Below are 16,326 nucleotides of genomic sequence, written 5' to 3'. Positions count from 1 at the left end.
CACGGGTCTCCCTGGCAACCAAACTTCGATCTGCCTCAGCGGTTCCAGTCTGCGCCCGATTTGTTGAACTCACACCTGATTTGCTGAACACATTTGGCGGTGATCCTGGCCTCTCCGGAACGGAGGACGCTTTTGACAGTTGTGTTGGATCATTGCCTGGTGAGTTGGCCATGCCGTCTGCCCTCGAGCAACTGGCTCAATCCGTGAAAGAGCGACGAGCGATCTTGTTCGTTGGGGCGGGAGTATCGATGAGCGTCGGCCTGCCATCCTGGGAGAAGCTCATCGAACATATGGTGGATGAACTCGGCCTCGACCGCGACACGGTCGACACGCCTGAATCCAGCTACCAGGCGCTTGCCGAATATTACCGGCTAAAGCATGGCAGTCTCGGCCGCTTGCGCAGCTGGATGGATCGCGAATGGAGCGTCTCGCGGGACAAAGTGAAGGGTTCGGCGATCCACAAGCTGATCGTGGCGCTCGATTTCCCGATCATCTACACCACCAATTATGATCGGAATCTTGAGGTGGCGTTCGAAATCCACGACCGCCCGTTCGTAAAAGTGGCCAATGCCAAGGACGTCGCCAAGGCGAGCGACGAGGTGACCCAGATCATCAAATACCACGGCGATTTCGACGACGACGCATCGCTGGTTCTGGCGGAGTCCGAGTATTTCGAGCGGCTGTCGTTCGATTCCCCGCTGGATGTAAAATTTCGCGCCGACGCACTGGGGCGCACCATCCTGTTCATCGGCTACAGCATGTCCGATATGAACATCCGTCTGTTGCTGTATCGGCTTTGGGAAACCTGGCGCCGGTCCGGCTATGAGAAGAACCGTCCGAAATCGTTCGTGTTCATGCCGCAACCGAGCGTCGTCCAGGAAGCGGTCCTCGGACGCTGGGGCATCGACATGCTGACCGAGCAGGCCGATCGGCCGGAGGATGCCCTGGTGGCATTCCTGAGCAAGCTCAAGGACGGGATAGACCAGATCTAGCGCGTATGCGCGCAACACCGGTGGGCAATTCTGAAAGGCGATGTGATGCACCGCGCTTGAAGCCAAATGGTTGACGGCAAGTTCGGAATGCTCACTCTATTCGGCCCGGCCGGGAACATTGTCGATCGCTGCGGCGTTCATAGCCGGGAAGGGACGCTGTTTGCGGAGGCCTATGATGGGCCACTTCGATATGATCGATCTCATTTCTGTCATCGACGCCTGCACGACCGGCCGCGCCGCAGGGCGATTGGTGTCGATGGCCAAAGCCGTGGAAGAGTTGCGGGTGCTGACCGGTGATTTCATCTCGCCGGACGAAACCGTGGCCAATGCCCTGTCGCCGGTGGCGCTAGGGCGCGGCTGCGCGGTCCTGTTCGACGAGCAGCCGGGCGCCGACATCCTGCACACGCCATGGCAAGAGGCCTGACTGGCGAGACGCCTGAGCGTTGCCGCGCCAGCGGGCGCGGCATCCGTTTGACGGCACGGTGCCGCGCGCGTCGCATATGGCGTCCGTCTGGAGCGCTAGCGGCGGTTGGAACCGCACCGTCGCAGGAATGTTTAACCGCCATGCATGAGGCAATCGGAGAGACGCTATGACTGAAAACGAGACCCGTTATGAACATGGCGCAACCAAGTACCCGGCCAAGAAAGATGCGGACGCGTCGGATCAATTCTCCCAGGAGGCGGCCGGCAACAAGAAACCTGCCGGCGGGATGGGCCTGACACGGTCAAGGGACGAGGTGGAGGACAAAACCCATCAGTCCGAAGGGAAAAATCCGCCCGGACAGTCCACCCCCAGTGCCTCGACAGAAAAGACGTCCGGCGCCGGGCCATCGATCGCCGAGCGTTCCAAGGATGCCAAGGCTCCGAAGAGCGGCCGCCAGCCAGGCGCCTACGTCAAGGACTGACCGGCCAGGGAACCTGCAGTCAGCCCATCATCGTCTTCAGCGGCTCCTGAGCGAGGTTCGCCTCGATCTCCTTGCGGCCCGGCGTTTGCCGCAGCGCTGTGCGCATGTTCTTGCGATATTCGTCCGGCATGCGCGGCGGTAGCATAGGTTCATACGCGTCGACGACCGCCTCTATGATCACCGGACCTTCCGCGGCAAAGGCGGCGTCAAGAACCCCATCGACGTCCTCAGGCCGGGTGACGCTGTAGCCGATGCCTCCCATAGCTTCGGCGGCCATGGCGAAGTCGATTGGCTGGAGCTCGCAGGCAAATTGCGGGTTGCCGAGGAACATCATTTGCTCCCAGGCGATCTGGTTGAGCATGTTGTTCTTGATCACCAGAAGCTTGAGCGGAATCTTGTAACGCACGGCAGTGGAAAATTCGCCAAGCTGCATTGCCAGCCCGCCATCGCCCACCACCGCGAAAACCGGCCGGCCGGGAAAGGCAATCCCGCCGGCAATCGCATAGGGCAGCCCGCAGGCCATCGATGCCAGCGAGCCGGAGACGGCGAAATCCTGCCCTGCCGTGATATTGATATGACGGGCGGCGAGTTCGGTGTTCTGACCGGAATCGGTAGCCAGGATGGCATTGGCCGGCATTCGGTCGCCGAATGCCTTGACGACGCGCTGCGGCTTGAGCGGCACATCGTCCCTGCTTTCCGCCTCGGCCATCATCTTGCGCCAGCGCTGTAAGCTCTGCTGCGCGCTTTCAAGAAAGGATCTGTCCTGCTTTGGCTTCAGCCTTTCGTTGAGCAATTGCAGCGTGATGGCCGCATCACCGACGAGACCGGCCTCGACGGGATGGCGAAGGCCGATGCGCTGCGCATTGCGGTCGATCTGCACGCCACGTGCCTTGCCAGGCTTGGGGTAGTATTCGATGTAGGGGAAGGTCGAGCCGACTATCAGCAGCGCCTCGCATTGCTCCATGATCTCCTGCGAGGTCAGCGAGCCCAATATTCCTATTCCGCCCATGACGTGCGGGTGATCGTCCGGCAGGACGGCTTTACCGAGCAAAGCCTTGGCAACGGGTGCGGCAAGGAGTTCCGCCGTCCTCTCGAGCTCGGCCTTTGCATTGAGCGCGCCGCGCCCGGCGAGTATCGCCACCTTTGAGGCCGTGTTGAGGATGTCCGCTGCAAGAGCGAGCTGGGCTTCGTCGGGTCGCTTGTCCCCTTCGAACCACCGTTCGGGCGTGTGTCTTGGAAGGTTGCGGGGCGAGCGCTTTGCCGATGTCTGTTCCTGCACGTCGCTGGCTATCGAGAGATGGGAAACACCGCGTCCCGCAAGCGCGGAACGACAGGCGAGGCCGGCAACGTTTTCCATATGCGCTGCGTCAGTCACCTGAGTGTTGAAGATGGCGACGTCGTTGAAGACGCGGGTGAGATCGACATCCTGCTGCGTGAACGTCTCGATCAGGTCGTGGAATTGCATGCCGGTTATGGCAAGGACCGGTGCCTGGTCGAGCTTTGCGTCGTAGAGACCGGTGAGCAGGTGCGTGCCTCCTGGCCCCGAGGTGGCGAGACAGACACCGAGCTTGCCGGTCCATTTGGCATAGGCTGTCGCCATGAAGGCCGCGGATTCCTCGTGCCGCACCTGTACGAAGCGGATTTTGTCCTGCCTTGTCCGCAGCGCTTCCATAATGCCGTTTATGCCGTCCCCCGGCAGGCCGAAGATCACGCGCACGTCCCAGGCGATCAATGTGTCGACAAGGATCTCGGCAGTGTTGGGCATGGTTGCCTCCTGTGTTTGGTATGCTTTTGTCCTGGGCCTGCGGCTTTACGCTCTCGCTGCGGCGTCGGGCGTCAGACGTGGATATTGGCGATCAGTGCCGAACGACGGAGATGTCTTGTTGTTCCATCGGAACGACAGCCGTTGCGAGCCGGGCAGCTGAAGCGGATCGGAAGTTGCCCGGCGAGACCAAGTCGCGCCGTCAACGGCTACTCGCAGACTGTGAGGGATGGCGCCGAAACAAAAAACCCGCCTCGGCGGCGGGTCGCTGGCGCAAATCAGCACCATGGCCAAATTACTAGCATAACTGCCGTCACAAAGCAACGAACCGCGAGCTCGCAACGCAGGCAATCGCTTCGGTTTTGGCCCGTTCCTCATCTTATCCTTGGCCGAGTGCACGTTCTCTGCTTGCGCCTGTCGAGCGTCGTCCGCAGCGAACATCGTGCCATTTCACAGAACCCAGGAACGGTTATGGCGCCTTCTCGGTTGTGAGGGAAAGGAGATGGTCCATGTTTGAGAACAGCATGTGGTTGCTCGTCGTTGCAGGCGGGCCCCTGATACTGGCAATCCTGCTCGCCTACGCACTCGTCACGCGACGCCGCCGCGGTCCCGCAGAACGTAGGGAGAGCAAGCAGGCGACCGAGCGCTTGTACCGCGAGGAGGAAGACTGACGGACCATGGCAGGTGCGGATAAGCAACTGGAGCCGATATGCAATGGACAGTTTTATTTGACCGCCATTTCGGAACGATCCCGCCACCCTGCCATTATCGCCATAAGGACAGGCTCGGATTATGGCGGCCTCCGATTGGTCCGCTTCGGCAAAGACCGTGGCGCCTGTAATCACCAGGAAAGCGACGATTGCCGCCAGCGATCTGGGCATCAAAACGAACGCAAGGCACTTTGGAGGAACCAATGGCTGGACGCAGAACCCATGAGCAGCAATTGCGCATCATTGAAAAGCGGGAGAACACGAAGGGCGCCGACAAGGATTTCGACGCAGAGGCGGATCTGAAGCGATCGCCAGAAGAACGTGAAGCGTTGCGCAAGGGATCGGAAATCAGGCCCGACACACCCGATCTTGTCGATCCTGACGACCGCAACATCCTTCGCGGAAGAAATCAGGAGAGCGTTCATCACAAGAACCGCCCCGACGACTGAGTCCCGAGGACTGACCCCCGACGGCTAGCCACTGCGTCGTCTCACACGAATTGGAGAAAGCCCATGGCAAAAGGTAGCAAGAAGCACATCGGAGTGGGTTCGCAGGGGAAGGGTTCTGGTACAGGTGCCATGACCACGACCCCCAAGGATAAGATCGAGGAAAACCAAGTCCTGTCCAACCGGGACAAGGCCCAGCACACAAAGGAACGCGGTCTGGATTCCAAGCAGGTCGCGACTGAGCAGCGCCAGGATCACGCTGCCAATCGTTTGCGGGACTGACGGCTGACCCGCCGTGTGGCGCGGTCGTCTGCCCTCCAGGGGAGGGCACGGTAACCGTGCGGTTCAGGCCCATTCGCCACTGAAAAGCGGCTCTAGCGGATGGCGAGATTTGGCCATTTTGAGTTCGCGCAGCATCTCTGAATGGCGCTCGTCCTCCTTCTCGACGTCGAGCTCGACATTGTATGCCTTTTCCGGATCGGTTCGCGCGCCGACAAGTATGAATTCGGCGCCCTGCACGTCGAGCAGCGTTATGTCCTCGCGAGCGAATCTGCGGCCGCGGAATTCCCGCTGAAGCCTGTCTGGATAGTCCGGCTCCTGAGCCTGTCCCAATCCAAAACCGGGAGGGCTGGGCTTTTCGGGATTCTTCACCGAAAGCGCGAAGCTTGCCTGCGGTGCGATCTTGAAGGCGCGTTGCACCTCGGATGGTCGCTCTGGAAGCTCGAGTGCGTAGCTGAGATGCAATTGTCCATTGAGCAGCGCGACAAGATAACGGCCTTCGCCCGCCGGGCGTGCTGCGGGCAGGCGCTGGCGGCCGCGCGTCTTGGTGTCATACCTCTCTTCGCGAAGGTCCTTTTCCAACGCGGCGGCGGAACCTGCAATCGCGCCGACGAAACCCCAGTTACGCTCGTGCTCATGCGCATCCGGCAGCCGCTTGCGCCCGACAACGAGAAGCCGCACCTTCGTCGCGTGCTCCGGCCGCAGCATGACGAAGAAGCGCTGCACGTCGGCAAGACTTTCTGGATCGGTTTGGCCCACCCTGGGCCGGTAGAGAAAGAAAATATCGCCGCGCTCGACGATCTCCATCTGTTGTCGGTCCTTGCTGGCCATGGCGTGCTCCTTCGGCTGGTGGCGATGAGCTAGGGCTGGCGTCGCAGAAATGCGGCTAAACAAACGGTTAGAGCGGGATGCCCGGTCCAGCTAAGGCATCCCGCTCTAACCGGCTGATCGCATCGACGATTTCCTCTCGAACTGCTCTGCCTGCTGCAGCAGCCGGACCACCTCCACGTCCGTGGTCTGCGCGAAATCCTCATAGTACTGGCTCACGGCGCCGAACGGCTCGGGCGTGGCGAGACAGACCACTTCGTCGACATCGGCATTTATCAGATCCAGCGTGTCCTGGGGTGCTACCGGAACGGCCAAGACAACATGCGCGGCGCGATCCTTCCTTAGCGCCTTGAGCGCCACTCGGACCGTTCCTCCGGTCGCTATGCCGTCATCGACAACGATGACTGTCCGGCCCAGCACCGAAGCCGCGGGCCTGCTGCCGAGATAGAGCTTTCTGCGGCGCTCGATTTCAAGCAGTTGCCGTTGTTTCTCCGCCTCGACGTATTCGTCTGACGGCTGGATCAGAGCCATCGCCTCCTCGTTGAGGACGAGCTGCGGATTCTCCCCGTCGACGACCGCGCCGATGCCATATTCGGAATGGCCCGGCGCGCCGATCTTGCGCACAAGCAGCACGTCGAGCCGGGCACGGAGTGCCTTCGCCACTTCGAAGCCAACCGGCACTCCGCCGCGCGGCAGCGCCAGCACCAGCGGATCGCTTGCCGCAAACCCGGTCAAAGCGGCGGCAAGCTGGCGCCCCGCATCCGTTCGATCCCTGAATTTTGGCGCGTCGAAGATCATTGTCTTCACCTTTCCAAGGACGGGACCTGGGATCAGTGCAGAGCTCGTGTCTAGATGTTCGCGGTCTGCTGCGTCTTGTCGAAAACATCCGGGCCGGTTGCACTCATCATCCTCGCCCAAAATTCACCTTGCTGGCGAAACGGCGATCGGAGGCAATTGTTTCGTCTCACCTTGGTAAAAATTGCCGCGGCCGTCGTGAAGCCGCGTCTATCGGGCCCTTTGCATCTGCGGGATTTCGGCAACTTGTCGAAATCGGCCATTCTCCACCACATGGAGCGCCGTGACGGCGGCCAGGTTGTCGCCTTTTTTGTCCCACTGCACGGGATCGCCATACGCAATGCCTTTGAAGCGTAGCTTTCGCATCGCAGTCAGAACGTCGCGCCGGCTCGGATTTCCTTTGGATTCAGCGATCGCGTTTTTGATTGCGGCGATCAGCACGCGGGCTGAATCGTAGGAATTCACGGCATAGTTGCCGATCGGTCCAAACCGCGCGGCATAGCGCGCGGCGAAATCGCTTGAACCAGCGACCCTACCCACTTCGGGCGTGGCGGACAGCACGAGAACGCCTTCACCCAATGTCGCCGTTTCGCCCGCAGGCTCAAGGAAATTCACCGCGTCCCAACAGCCGTCACCGCTCGCAAAAAGCTGATGGAGACCCGCGCGCCGCATCGCTCGCAGAATGAAAGCCCCCGCAAACCTCCCGCCGTAGAACAACAGATCGAAATCGGCCCGCAGGGATGCGACCAGCGGGTCAAAATCGCGACTGCCTTCGCGAACCGTTCGCCGCTCGGCGATGCGGCCTCCGAGCGACAGAAATGCCCGCGAAAAAGCGATGCCCATGCTGTGGCCGTACATGGTTTCGGTTTCGGCCAGGACGGCGCGGCGCTTGCCCAAGACGTCGTAGAGATGACGGGCAATGGCTGCTCCGGTCTGGTCGTCCCGGTTGGTGAAGCGAAAGACATTCGGAAGAGAGCGCTCGGTGAGCGCCGTGTCGGAAGCGATCGGCGTGATCATCGGGAGGTCGTGGGCGGCATAGATCTCCGCTGCAGCGATGGTGACATTGCTGTTGTAGTGACCAACGACGCCAAGCAGATCCGGCTGGTTGCAAAAGTCGTCCGCGACTTGCCGCCCGGTCTCGACCTTTCCCTGATCGTCCGCACTCTCAACCATGATGGGAAGGCCTGCAATGCCGCCGTCCGCGTTCTGCTCCTCGACCGCGAGCTCGATCGCCTGCTTCATCTCGGCGCCGAGCGCTGCCGCGTTTCCCGACAATGGGGCGCCGATTGCGATCCGAATCGCTTCCGACATTGAAATGGTCCTTGCTGCCGAGCTGTTGTCCCGAACTGCGCTTGCGCTCATCGGTTCCGTCCCGAACCGGAAAAATGATGAATTCTTGCTGGCGAGCCTTGGGCGCGCGAAAAAAAACGCTGCTGGAACAATCGATCACCCTGGTGCGTTCGACTGTTTTACACCTGCCCGGGGGTCCCTTGATGGCGCCACGTCCGTTCTGGAAAGGCTATCTGAAGCTTTCGCTCGTGACCTGTCCGGTCGCGATGACACCCGCTACCACCGAGAGCGAAAAGGTCCGGTTCCATACGCTCAATCGCAAGAGCGGGCATCGGGTCGTCAGCCAATATGTCGACGCCGTTAGCGGCAAGCCCGTTGCTGAAGACGACGAGGTGAAGGGGTATCAGCGCGGTGAGGACGAATACGTGCTGCTCGAGGACGATGAGATCGACGCGGTCGGGCTGGAGAGCACGCGCACCATCGACATCGATATGTTCGTCAATGCCGACAGCATCGGCTGGATTTGGTACGACAAGCCCCATTATCTCACTCCTGACGACCCGGTCGGAGAGGAGGCATTCTCGGTCATTCGCGACGCCATGCAGTCGACAGGGACAGTCGGAATATCGCGACTGGTCATGTATCGCCGCGAGCGCGCCGTCATGCTTGAACCACGAGGCAAGGGCATCGTGCTGTGGACACTGCGCTATGGCGACGAGGTTCGCGATCCCGAGGACTATTTTGGCAAGATCAGCGAAGCCAAACCCGACTCGAAAATGATGGATTTGGTCTCGACCCTGATCGATGAGCGAACCAAGCAGTGGGATCCCGCCATGACCGGAGATCCCGTCCAGGCGCGGCTGCTGGAGATCATTGCCTCGAAGAAGAAGGGCAAGAAGCGTCCGGCCAAGGCCAAGGCCGAGCAACCGCCCAGCAACGTGATCAACATCATGGATGCGCTGCGCAAGAGCATCGGCTCGGAGGGCGGAAAGCGAAAATAGTGCCTGGGAGCAGGCTTGGTCGGGGGGGACAAAGGCAGCACAATGAAGGTCATCCCCCGCGACGGCGGCTTCCCCCTGCCGCTCGATACGCCTCCGATGGAAGCCAAGGCGGCTGATGCGATTCCCGAAGGAGACGGATGGCAATACGAGCGCAAATGGGACGGTTTTCGCTGCCTGGCGTTCCGGCAGGATGATGCGGTGGAGTTGCGCGCAAAGTCAGGCAAGCCGCTCGGACGCTATTTTCCCGAACTAGTCGCGACATTGAAGGAACTGCCGTCGCGCCGTTTTGTCGTCGACGGTGAAATCGTCATCTCGGTCGACGGCAAGCCATCGTTCGACGCCCTCCAGATGCGGCTTCATCCCGCCGAGAGCAGGATCCGCAAGCTGTCTGCGGAAACCCCGGCGCACATCGTCCTGTTCGATATGCTCTGCGACGAGCACGGAACCGTCTGGTTGGCGCGGACCCTGAAAAAACGGCGAGCGATCCTTGAGGCTTTCGTCGCTTCGGCAAACCGCAGGAACATCGTGCTTTCGCACTGTACGCGCGATGTGAAAGAAGCCCGCTCCTGGCTAGGGGCTGCCGGACATGGGGCGACAGACGGCGTGGTCGCCAAGCGGCTGGACGGTCCGTACCAACCGGGGGTGCGCGCGATGGTGAAGGTAAAGCGGTTGCGGTCGGCCGATTGCGTGGTCGGCGGCTTTCGTTATCTCAGCAACAGCCGGCAGGTCGGCTCTCTCCTGCTGGGTCTGTACAACGAGGCCGGCAAGCTCGATCACGTCGGCTTCACCTCGACCATCGCCAAGGACGACAGGGCCGAACTTACCCGCAAACTCGAAGCCATTCGCGAGCCACCCGGCTTCACCGGAAAGGCGCCGGGCGGGCCGAGCCGCTGGAGCACCGAGCGCAGCGGCGAATGGGAGCCGGTCCGGCCCGAATTGGTGGTCGAAGTACGCTTCGATCATGTCACCGGCGACCGTTTCCGGCACGGCACCAAGTTCCTGCGCTGGCGGCCGGACAAGGCTCCGGAGCAATGCACGTTTGAGCAGATCGCCTGAGTCCCTGCGGCGCGTGCTCTCCGTATACGGTTTTCAAGCCGCTTTCTTGCGCCGGCTTCCCGGTTCTTCGATCGGCGCTGCTGCTGCTCGAAAATCCTGCCAGGGATCCGACGACAGCGAGGCAAGCCGGGTTGGTGTGTTCTCGACCGTAAAATAGGCCGGTCCGATGCCGGGGCCGAGTTCGTCCCAGGCAAGCGGCATCGACACCGACGCACCCGGTCGTGCTCTTGTCGAATAGGGGGCGACTGCGGTCGCACCGCGCTGGTTGCGCAGATAGTCGACGAGAATTTTTCCGCGTCGTTTGGACTTGGTGATGGTCGAGACGTAACGGCCTGGGCTGTCGGACGCCATGGAGTCGGCAATCGCCTTAGTGAAGGCCTTTACGACAGGCCATTGCGCTTTCGGCTTCACTGGCGCCACGACGTGAAGGCCCTTGCCGCCGGAGGTCTTGATGAAGGGGACAAGCCCTGCATCCTTCAGCCGGTCGCGCGTCTCGACGGCGGCTTCGATCACCGCCTCCCAGCTCACGCCCTCGCCAGGATCGAGGTCCATGATGATCGTGTCTGGACGCTCCCAATCGCTCACCAACGAGCCCCAGGGGTGGATCTCCAGCGCCGCCGACTGGACAAGGCCGATCAGCCCATCGAGATCATTGATGCTGATCAGCCGCTCGTCGGGCGGGTCCTTGGGATCGTGAACCAGCACGATGTTGGGATTGAGACCCTTCCAGGCATGCTTCTGGAAGAACTGCTCGCCCGAAATGCCGCTTGGGCATCGCACCAGCGCTAACGCCCGGCCGACGATGTAGGGCGATGCATGGCGCCAGACTTCGGCATAATAGTCGGCGAGACCTTCCTTGGTCACGCCCTGGTCAGGCCAATAGAGGCGGTCGGGATGAGTGAGCTTGACGGTCCGGCGCTGAGGTTTGGGCGCTGCCTTGTTCGTCTTCGGCGTTTCGCGGACGATCTCTTTCGCCGGCTTGTCTTCGCGCAATCCGCGGAACGAGGCGTGGCGCAGATTGCCGTCGGCGGTCCAGGCCCGGAACTCGATTTCGGCGACGAGTTCCGGCCTGACATAGCGGGCTTGCCGAGCCTCCTCGGCGCTCAGCCGCTCGTCGAACGGGCTTGACGGAATGCGTATCCGCTCGAGCTTCTTGAACAGGTCCTGTGCGACTGCTGCCGTGTAGCCGGTGCCGACGCGTCCGACATGATGAAGCTTACCATCGTCATAGACACCCAGGACGAGCGAGCCGATCGCATTGCGCGAGGTTGTCGAGGGGACGTAGCCGGCCACGACAAATTCCTGTCGCGCCGAGCATTTCGATTTCACCCAGTTCTTGCTGCGGCCCGCGCGGTAAGGCGCATCGCGAAGCTTGGAGACAACACCTTCCAGGCTCAGCCGGCAGGCGTGTCGCAGGACCAGCGTGCCATCCTCCTCAAAATGTCCGCTGTAGCTGATGATGCCGTTATCACTACCAATGACCTTTTCCAGCAATTGCTTGCGCGTGATCAACGCAACGTCGCGCAGATCGTACCCGTCGAGATGAAGCAGGTCGAAGACGTAGAAGCGAAAGCGATCGCTGCGGCCCTCGCTGAGGTCGGCTTGCAACGCGGAAAAATCCGACGCGCCGGCGGATGTCTCGACCACGAGTTCACCATCGATCAGCGCCGTCCCGACAGGTATATCGGCCAGCGCCGAAATGACCGCCTTTCCGAACTTCTTCGTCCAGTCGAGACCGCTGCGCGTCAACAGTTTGACGCGCCCGGCTTCGATCCGTGCCTGCAGCCGGTAGCCGTCGAATTTGATTTCGTGCAGCCAGCGTTCTCCGGACGGCGCGGACGAAACGAGGGTCGCCAGCGTCGGCTCGACGAAATCGGGAAGCGCTGCCTTCTTGGCACCCTTGATCTTTGACGGCTCCGGAACGCCAACGGTGGCGGGCTGCTCTTCCGGGGGAGCGGCCCTCGTGCGGCCGCCGCGGCGCTTGCCAATGCGCCCCGTCTTGGAGGACCAGCCGGGCTCTTCGCCGGCAACATCCTCGATCTTGCGGCCGGTCGCGACGGATTCCGGCCGCTCGTCCAGAATGTCAGGATCGTCTTCGGCGCGCGCGGCGTCATCGTCGCCCTTGATCAGCAGCCAGTTCTCGCGCTTCTCCCGCGGCTTTCCGGCCATCCGCACGAGATGCCAGCGGCCGCCAAGCTTCTCGCCGTGAAGCTCGAAATCGAGATGGCCTTTCGTATAGCCGCGATGCGCGTCGCCGATCGGCGTCCAAGTGCCTTTGTCCCACAGAATGACGGTGCCGCCGCCATATTCGCCCTTCGGGATGGTGCCTTCGAAACCGCCATATTCCAAAGGATGGTCCTCGACATGGACGGCAAGGCGCTTCTCGCCAGGGATCAGGCTCGGCCCTTTGGTGACGGCCCAGCTCTTCAGGACGCCGTCCATTTCCAAACGAAAATCATAGTGGAGCCGCGTCGCATCATGCTTCTGTATGACGAAGCTGTTCCCCGTCCTCGGCGCCTTGCGGCCCTGGGGCTCCGGGGTGACCGAAAAATTGCGCTTCTTGCGGTAGGTCTCGAGCGCCATCGGTCAGCCGGCCTTCCGACGCGGCGCTGTCTGCTTCGGCTTGGCGTGACGAGCCGGCTTTGATTTTGCCGCGGGTTTTCTGGTCGAGGGCGGCTTGCCGCCACCGCCGGCACTCTGGCGCAGCGCGTCCATAAGATCGACGACCTTTTCCCGCTTGGGCTGCTTCGGAACTGCGATCTTCTTGCCTTCGAGCTTTGCCTTCACAAGCTCGGCCAGCGCTGCCTCATAACGGTCGTCGAATTTGGTCGGATCGAATTTGCCCTTCTTGGTCTTGATGATGTGTTCGGCCAGTTCGAGCATCTCACCCGTGATCTTCATGTCGGGCACGTTGTCGAAGGCCTCCTCTGCCGAGCGCACCTCGTAGTCGAAATTCAGCGTCGTTGCGACCAGCCCTTCGTCATAGGCCCGGATGAGCAAGGTCCGGACGCGCCGGAACAGGACGGTCTGGGCGATCGCGGCGACTTTCTTCCTGCGCATGCCTTCGCGGATCAGCCCAAATGCTTCTTCCGCGTGTTTGTCCGGCGGGGCCAGATAATACGGCTTGTCGAAATACACGTCGTCGACATCGGAACAGCCGATGAAGGCCGAGACGGACAACGTTTTGTCGCTCTCGGGGACGGCGGCTGCGACCTCATCGGGTTCGAGCACGACGTAGTCACCCGCGCTGATCTCATAGCCTTTGACCTGATCGTCCTTCTCGACGGATTTGCCGCTATCGCTGTCGACGAACGCGCGATGCACCCTATGTCCCGTGGCGCGGTTTACCGTGTGGAAGGCGATCCGTTCTGAAGTCGAGGCAGCCGTATAGAGCGCCACCGGACAGCTAAGTTCTCCAATTTTCAGGAAGCCCTTCCAATTTGCTCTCGGCGCCAAGACAACAGCCTCACTGTCACAAGCGTTTGCACTGGAAATGCAACGTGGCGGCGCGCAGATTTGTTCCTTGGTGCCTACACGGCGATGATCGGATGCCTGGCCTACAGACAAACCGTTCCGCTGCAACCAAATTCATGACCCGCCGTTGTCGAGCAGGAAGGGAGCGGTTGGCCATGACGAGACTATCATTGACGAGACTGTCGTTTTTGTCGGCTCTGGTTGCGGCTCTGGCTTTAGCGGGCTGCAGCAACGAGGCCGAACCGACACAGGGCAGCACCAGCAGCACTGAACCGACTCAGAGCAACACCAACACCGTCGAGCAAAGTCCCGAGGTCGACAAAGATCCTACGCCCAAGTCGTCGACGGGCGGCGATCAACCCGGTACGCCGCCGGCGCAATGAAAGCGGTCAACCGACCGGTTCTACGAGGAAGCCGTCTCTTCCCGGATGCATTCTCGACGCAAGGGCGCCGGGTTTCAACCCGACCGGCTCTGCTCGACCAAATGGTAGCTATACCGATCTCGAATGAACGCGTTGAAGAAGCGGCCTTTTGACGGGGCTTTGCGGAATTCAGTGTAAGTCTGCGGCGGCACGTCGTCGTAATCGTAGCGATTCCCACTTGGAACAAACCATACGGAGAGGGTCCTCGTCGCCGGATCGTAATTGATGCTTTGGATAGCAGTTGAAGGCATTTCCCAACACTCGACGCGTCTGGGCAATAACCCGCCCCGGCGATCCAGGTTCCGCCTCGTAAAGATAGGAGGCGATGATCCGGCCGGCTCGGCGCCTCCAAGACCTTGCCGCCACCGGGCGGCTTCACCAATTAGGGTTGATGCCACCGCTCAAAACCAAGCAACCGGAAATCGCCGGCCAAGGCGACCTGTTTGGCGCGCCCGATTTTCGTGCGCTCGACGATCTGCCGGAGGGATTTCACTACCAGCCGGAGTTGATCACGGCGGAGGAAGAGGCTGAGCTGGTGCGGCAGCTCGAAAGTCTCGCCTTCCAGCCTTTCGACTTTCATGGCCACCTCGCAAACCGGCGCGTCGCCGGTTTTGGCCTGCGCTACGATTTCGACCAACGCAAAGTCGTCGCGGCGCCGCCGATCCCGGCTTTTCTGATGCCGCTTAGGGAGAAGGCGGCAGCATTTGCGCGGCTGCCCGTCGACGCTTTCGTGCAGGTCTTGATCAACGAGTACCGACCCGGCGCCGGTATCGGATGGCATCGCGACAAGCCGCATTTCGATGCCGTGGCCGGCGTTTCCCTTCTTGCGCCATGCAGCTTTCGGCTGCGCCGGAAGAACGGCACGAGATGGGATCGCGAGACCATCATCGTCGAGCCAAGGTCTGCTTACCTGATGACGGGCCCGGCGCGCACCGAATGGGAGCACAGCATCCCTCCGGTTGCCGCGCACCGCTATTCGATCACCTTGCGGAGCCTGCGGCCGCAACGTTCGCTTCCGTCGAAAGGGGTGGTTCGATGACAAGGATCGAGACCGGCTCCTGTTTTTGCGGTTCGATAACGGCTGAGATGCATGGCGACCCGTTCTGGATTTGCTCCGATCACGACGACGATTGCCGCAAGGCCATAGGGAGCCCGCTGACCGTCTGGGTCGGCTATCGACCGGCGCAATTCAGATTGCTGACCGGCGCGCCGAAGACGTTCTCAAGGACTGAAGGCGTGCTCCGCACCTTCTGCGCCGATTGCGGCACATCCATAGCCTATCTCGACCAAGGGCTTCCCGAAGAACTCTATCTGACGATCGGCTTCTTCGACCACCCCGAACGCTTTGCGCCGCAGGCTCACGCCTATTGGGACATGAAGCTGCCGTGGGTGGAATTTCCCGACGATCTGCCGCGTGTGGAAAGATATTCAAGGCGGCGCGATCCGGCGATCGGAAATCCCTCCGATCGGTAACCGGCAAAACGGCGCCGATGGAACCCGAATGGCCCAAGCCGAATTGAATTGCGATCAGTTCGTAATCCAAACACCAGCGGCGATCAGGGTTTACCGATGTCTCTTATCCCGGCCTACGAAGACATCGCCGCGCGCTTGCTTCTGACCGTGCTCGCCGGTTCATTGATCGGCCTCGACCGGGAGGCGCGCGGACAGGCGGCCGGCCTCAGGACAACGATCCTGGTCGGGCTGGCCGCCGCGATCGCCATGACACAGGCCACTATTCTGCTGGGGGTCGGCGGCAAAGATCCGGATTCCTTCGTCCGGATGGACGTTCTGCGCTTTCCCCTGGGCGTGTTGACCGGCGTCGGCTTCATCGGCGGTGGCGCCATTCTTCGCCGGGGCAGTCTTGTCAGCGGCGTCACCACGGCAGCCACCTTGTGGATGATGACGATGATCGGATTGGCTTTCGGGGGTGGCCAATACGCCTTGGGCGCAGCCGGGACGGTGCTGACGCTGGTCATTCTGCTCGTGTTGAAATGGGTCGATCTGGTGATACCGCGCGAACACCACGCTGTGTTGGCGCTCACCTGGAGGGCGGCGGATCATGAAGAGCTTGAGACGATCGTCGGGCCTTCCGGTTATCGAGCACGCCTGGTTGGAATGGAGCGGCGCCCGGATCGCGACAGCCCCGTGGTGTCGTTCGACATCAGCTGGAGACGGTCTGACAAGGGACCGCCGCCGACGGATTTGTTGACACTGGTGGGTGAGCACTGCGAAATCGAGAAGTTTAATCTCGTCAGCGAATCTACCTGATAACCGCTACACTGATTGCCAAGCGGGCCGGGAACCAAGGCCGGCAGCATCGGCTGCACGAAACGGGCATGATCGCTTCTTCACGCTGCTTTCGATAC

General features: G+C 61.2%; 19 protein-coding genes. 12 read left to right on the top strand and 7 right to left on the bottom strand.

Features of this window, described 5'->3' with window-relative positions:
• Positions 1-170 precede the first annotated feature (170 nt).
• The 3 genes from EN885_RS11605 (at position 171) to EN885_RS11595 (ending at position 1,897) form a co-directional block, all read left to right on the top strand.
• The gene (locus tag EN885_RS11605; protein WP_128242031.1) at positions 171-992 is read left to right on the top strand and encodes an SIR2 family protein; all 822 of its coding nucleotides are present in this window, start codon (positions 171-173) and stop codon (positions 990-992) included.
• 175 nt (positions 993-1,167) lie between these two features.
• Complete coding sequence (locus EN885_RS11600) at positions 1,168-1,416, top strand: hypothetical protein (protein ID WP_126107189.1); 249 nt, start codon at positions 1,168-1,170, stop codon at positions 1,414-1,416.
• A 166-nt stretch (positions 1,417-1,582) separates the two neighbouring features.
• Positions 1,583-1,897: a hypothetical protein gene (locus EN885_RS11595; protein ID WP_095486444.1), complete on the top strand. Its 315-nt coding sequence runs from the start codon at positions 1,583-1,585 to the stop codon at positions 1,895-1,897.
• 19 nt (positions 1,898-1,916) lie between these two features.
• Here the strand turns inward: EN885_RS11595 and EN885_RS11590 are convergent, their stop codons facing one another.
• Entirely contained in the window at positions 1,917-3,662 is a 1,746-nt protein-coding gene (locus EN885_RS11590; protein ID WP_128242030.1) for a thiamine pyrophosphate-dependent enzyme, read from the bottom strand.
• 506 nt (positions 3,663-4,168) lie between these two features.
• On the opposite strand from EN885_RS11590, the gene EN885_RS33560 reads away from it, so the two are divergent.
• The 3 genes from EN885_RS33560 (at position 4,169) to EN885_RS11580 (ending at position 5,097) form a co-directional block, all read left to right on the top strand.
• Complete coding sequence (locus EN885_RS33560; protein ID WP_095486446.1) at positions 4,169-4,330, top strand: hypothetical protein; 162 nt, start codon at positions 4,169-4,171, stop codon at positions 4,328-4,330.
• Positions 4,331-4,572: 242 nt separating this feature from the next.
• On the top strand, positions 4,573-4,818 hold the full coding sequence (locus EN885_RS11585; protein WP_095486447.1) for a hypothetical protein: 246 nt from the start codon (positions 4,573-4,575) through the stop codon (positions 4,816-4,818).
• Between the two features lie 63 nt (positions 4,819-4,881).
• Positions 4,882-5,097 carry a hypothetical protein gene (locus EN885_RS11580; protein ID WP_095486448.1) on the top strand — a complete coding sequence of 72 codons (216 nt, stop codon included), beginning with the start codon at positions 4,882-4,884 and terminating at the stop codon, positions 5,095-5,097.
• A 63-nt stretch (positions 5,098-5,160) separates the two neighbouring features.
• Here EN885_RS11580 and EN885_RS11575 read toward each other — a convergent pair whose 3' ends face one another.
• From EN885_RS11575 to EN885_RS11565, 3 genes are all read right to left on the bottom strand, one after another.
• A complete protein-coding gene (locus tag EN885_RS11575) occupies positions 5,161-5,925 on the bottom strand; it encodes a hypothetical protein (protein ID WP_128242029.1) in 765 nt (254 codons plus the stop codon).
• A gap of 105 nt (positions 5,926-6,030) precedes the next feature.
• Complete coding sequence (locus EN885_RS11570; RefSeq protein ID WP_095486450.1) at positions 6,031-6,720, bottom strand: phosphoribosyltransferase; 690 nt, start codon at positions 6,718-6,720, stop codon at positions 6,031-6,033.
• Positions 6,721-6,927: 207 nt separating this feature from the next.
• Complete coding sequence (locus EN885_RS11565; protein WP_128335179.1) at positions 6,928-8,028, bottom strand: branched-chain amino acid ABC transporter substrate-binding protein; 1,101 nt, start codon at positions 8,026-8,028, stop codon at positions 6,928-6,930.
• A gap of 182 nt (positions 8,029-8,210) precedes the next feature.
• Between EN885_RS11565 and EN885_RS11560 the strand changes: the two genes are divergently transcribed.
• Both EN885_RS11560 and EN885_RS11555 read left to right on the top strand, forming a co-directional pair.
• The gene (locus EN885_RS11560; RefSeq protein ID WP_095486452.1) at positions 8,211-9,008 is read left to right on the top strand and encodes a Ku protein; all 798 of its coding nucleotides are present in this window, start codon (positions 8,211-8,213) and stop codon (positions 9,006-9,008) included.
• A 42-nt stretch (positions 9,009-9,050) separates the two neighbouring features.
• A complete protein-coding gene (locus EN885_RS11555) occupies positions 9,051-10,064 on the top strand; it encodes an ATP-dependent DNA ligase (RefSeq protein ID WP_128242028.1) in 1,014 nt (337 codons plus the stop codon).
• A gap of 33 nt (positions 10,065-10,097) precedes the next feature.
• Here EN885_RS11555 and ligD read toward each other — a convergent pair whose 3' ends face one another.
• Together ligD and EN885_RS11545 are read right to left on the bottom strand one after the other, a co-directional pair.
• On the bottom strand, positions 10,098-12,647 hold the full coding sequence (ligD, locus tag EN885_RS11550; RefSeq protein WP_128242027.1) for a DNA ligase D: 2,550 nt from the start codon (positions 12,645-12,647) through the stop codon (positions 10,098-10,100).
• A 3-nt stretch (positions 12,648-12,650) separates the two neighbouring features.
• Complete coding sequence (locus EN885_RS11545; RefSeq protein ID WP_095486455.1) at positions 12,651-13,520, bottom strand: Ku protein; 870 nt, start codon at positions 13,518-13,520, stop codon at positions 12,651-12,653.
• Positions 13,521-13,693: 173 nt separating this feature from the next.
• Here EN885_RS11545 and EN885_RS11540 point away from each other — a divergent pair, with 173 nt between their 5' ends.
• Positions 13,694-13,921 carry a hypothetical protein gene (locus EN885_RS11540; protein WP_095486617.1) on the top strand — a complete coding sequence of 76 codons (228 nt, stop codon included), beginning with the start codon at positions 13,694-13,696 and terminating at the stop codon, positions 13,919-13,921.
• A gap of 74 nt (positions 13,922-13,995) precedes the next feature.
• Here EN885_RS11540 and EN885_RS11535 read toward each other — a convergent pair whose 3' ends face one another.
• Entirely contained in the window at positions 13,996-14,211 is a 216-nt protein-coding gene (locus EN885_RS11535; RefSeq protein WP_095486456.1) for a KTSC domain-containing protein, read from the bottom strand.
• 140 nt (positions 14,212-14,351) lie between these two features.
• Between EN885_RS11535 and EN885_RS11530 the strand changes: the two genes are divergently transcribed.
• The 3 genes from EN885_RS11530 to EN885_RS11520 all read left to right on the top strand — a co-directional run bounded on the left by EN885_RS11530 (position 14,352) and on the right by EN885_RS11520 (position 16,228).
• Positions 14,352-14,999: an alpha-ketoglutarate-dependent dioxygenase AlkB gene (locus EN885_RS11530; protein WP_095486457.1), complete on the top strand. Its 648-nt coding sequence runs from the start codon at positions 14,352-14,354 to the stop codon at positions 14,997-14,999.
• Entirely contained in the window at positions 14,996-15,433 is a 438-nt protein-coding gene (locus tag EN885_RS11525; protein ID WP_128242026.1) for a GFA family protein, read from the top strand. The genes EN885_RS11530 and EN885_RS11525 overlap by 4 nt, the downstream gene beginning before the upstream one ends.
• A gap of 96 nt (positions 15,434-15,529) precedes the next feature.
• A complete protein-coding gene (locus tag EN885_RS11520; RefSeq protein ID WP_128242025.1) occupies positions 15,530-16,228 on the top strand; it encodes an MgtC/SapB family protein in 699 nt (232 codons plus the stop codon).
• Positions 16,229-16,326: the final 98 nt, after the last annotated feature.

This window comes from Mesorhizobium sp. M6A.T.Cr.TU.014.01.1.1 (genome assembly GCF_004022765.1).
Taxonomy (GTDB): domain Bacteria; phylum Pseudomonadota; class Alphaproteobacteria; order Rhizobiales; family Rhizobiaceae; genus Mesorhizobium; species Mesorhizobium mediterraneum.
Note: the sequence above shows the minus strand (reverse complement) of the source record. Positions and strands in the feature narration are given on the sequence as shown.

Coding starts and splice junctions, on each gene's coding strand:
- EN885_RS11605 (WP_128242031.1), top strand. CDS start 171: ATGCCGTCTGCCCTCGAGCAACTGGCTCAATCCGTGAAAGAGCGACGA.
- EN885_RS11600 (WP_126107189.1), top strand. CDS start 1,168: ATGGGCCACTTCGATATGATCGATCTCATTTCTGTCATCGACGCCTGC.
- EN885_RS11595 (WP_095486444.1), top strand. CDS start 1,583: ATGACTGAAAACGAGACCCGTTATGAACATGGCGCAACCAAGTACCCG.
- EN885_RS11590 (WP_128242030.1), bottom strand. CDS start 3,662: ATGCCCAACACTGCCGAGATCCTTGTCGACACATTGATCGCCTGGGAC.
- EN885_RS33560 (WP_095486446.1), top strand. CDS start 4,169: ATGTTTGAGAACAGCATGTGGTTGCTCGTCGTTGCAGGCGGGCCCCTG.
- EN885_RS11585 (WP_095486447.1), top strand. CDS start 4,573: ATGGCTGGACGCAGAACCCATGAGCAGCAATTGCGCATCATTGAAAAG.
- EN885_RS11580 (WP_095486448.1), top strand. CDS start 4,882: ATGGCAAAAGGTAGCAAGAAGCACATCGGAGTGGGTTCGCAGGGGAAG.
- EN885_RS11575 (WP_128242029.1), bottom strand. CDS start 5,925: ATGGCCAGCAAGGACCGACAACAGATGGAGATCGTCGAGCGCGGCGAT.
- EN885_RS11570 (WP_095486450.1), bottom strand. CDS start 6,720: ATGATCTTCGACGCGCCAAAATTCAGGGATCGAACGGATGCGGGGCGC.
- EN885_RS11565 (WP_128335179.1), bottom strand. CDS start 8,028: ATGTCGGAAGCGATTCGGATCGCAATCGGCGCCCCATTGTCGGGAAAC.
- EN885_RS11560 (WP_095486452.1), top strand. CDS start 8,211: ATGGCGCCACGTCCGTTCTGGAAAGGCTATCTGAAGCTTTCGCTCGTG.
- EN885_RS11555 (WP_128242028.1), top strand. CDS start 9,051: ATGAAGGTCATCCCCCGCGACGGCGGCTTCCCCCTGCCGCTCGATACG.
- ligD (WP_128242027.1), bottom strand. CDS start 12,647: ATGGCGCTCGAGACCTACCGCAAGAAGCGCAATTTTTCGGTCACCCCG.
- EN885_RS11540 (WP_095486617.1), top strand. CDS start 13,694: ATGACGAGACTATCATTGACGAGACTGTCGTTTTTGTCGGCTCTGGTT.
- EN885_RS11535 (WP_095486456.1), bottom strand. CDS start 14,211: ATGCCTTCAACTGCTATCCAAAGCATCAATTACGATCCGGCGACGAGG.
- EN885_RS11530 (WP_095486457.1), top strand. CDS start 14,352: ATGCCACCGCTCAAAACCAAGCAACCGGAAATCGCCGGCCAAGGCGAC.
- EN885_RS11525 (WP_128242026.1), top strand. CDS start 14,996: ATGACAAGGATCGAGACCGGCTCCTGTTTTTGCGGTTCGATAACGGCT.
- EN885_RS11520 (WP_128242025.1), top strand. CDS start 15,530: ATGTCTCTTATCCCGGCCTACGAAGACATCGCCGCGCGCTTGCTTCTG.